The sequence below is a fragment of the Janthinobacterium sp. BHSEK genome, from assembly GCF_056174685.1.
In genome coordinates, this window is record NZ_JBWBYV010000227.1 from 1 (window position 1) to 732 (window position 732).

The following is a 732-nucleotide window of genomic DNA, read 5'->3' on the forward strand; positions in this document are numbered from 1 at the left end:
TCGTTCCCGCTGCCAGCAAGCCCTGCGGCATCTGTCGCGCCCCAACCCACCATCACCCCGAAGGAGAATGCCGTGCCACAACCACTTAATCCGCAAGCCGTGGAGCCGTCCGCTGCCGCTGTTGCGGCCAAGCAGATCGCCGCTGCCGCGCTGGAAGCCGATAAAACCCGTCGCACCTCCATCAGTGCAGCTTTCGCCAAGTTCGCTTCGACTGAAGGTGTCACAGCGTTGGCTACCGTCTGCGCCGATGACATCGAATGCACAGTCGAAGCGGCCAACACCAAACTGCTGGCCCATTTGGGCGCTGGTGCCAGTTCGGCCGGCGGCGGCCGCATCGTGACGCTCGAGGATGAGCGCGACAAGTTCCGGGCCGGCGTCGAGGCGTCGGTGCTGGCACGCTCCAGCTTGGGCAAGGATGACCGCAGCAACAATTTCCGCAGCTACAGCATGCTCGACATTGCCCGCGCCTGCCTGGACCAGGCCGGCATCAATGCCAAGGGCATGGACAAAATGAAGCTGGTGGCCGCCGCCTTTACCCACACCGGCAGCGATTTCCCCATGCTGCTCGGCAACATCGCCGAAAAGGCCATGCTGAAGGGTTACGAAGAAGCCGAAGAAACCTTCCAGCAGTGGACCTCCAAAGGCACGCTGGGCGACTTCAAGGTCGGCAAACGCGTTGACCTGAACACATTCCCGTCGCTCGACAAGATCCAGGATGGCGCCGAATACACC

1 pseudogene is annotated in these 732 nt (G+C 62.3%); it reads left to right on the top strand.

From position 1 onward, the window contains the following. Nucleotides 1–732: pseudogene (locus AC0V2Y_RS28615) on the top strand (ClpP-like prohead protease/major capsid protein fusion protein); the annotation flags it as partial.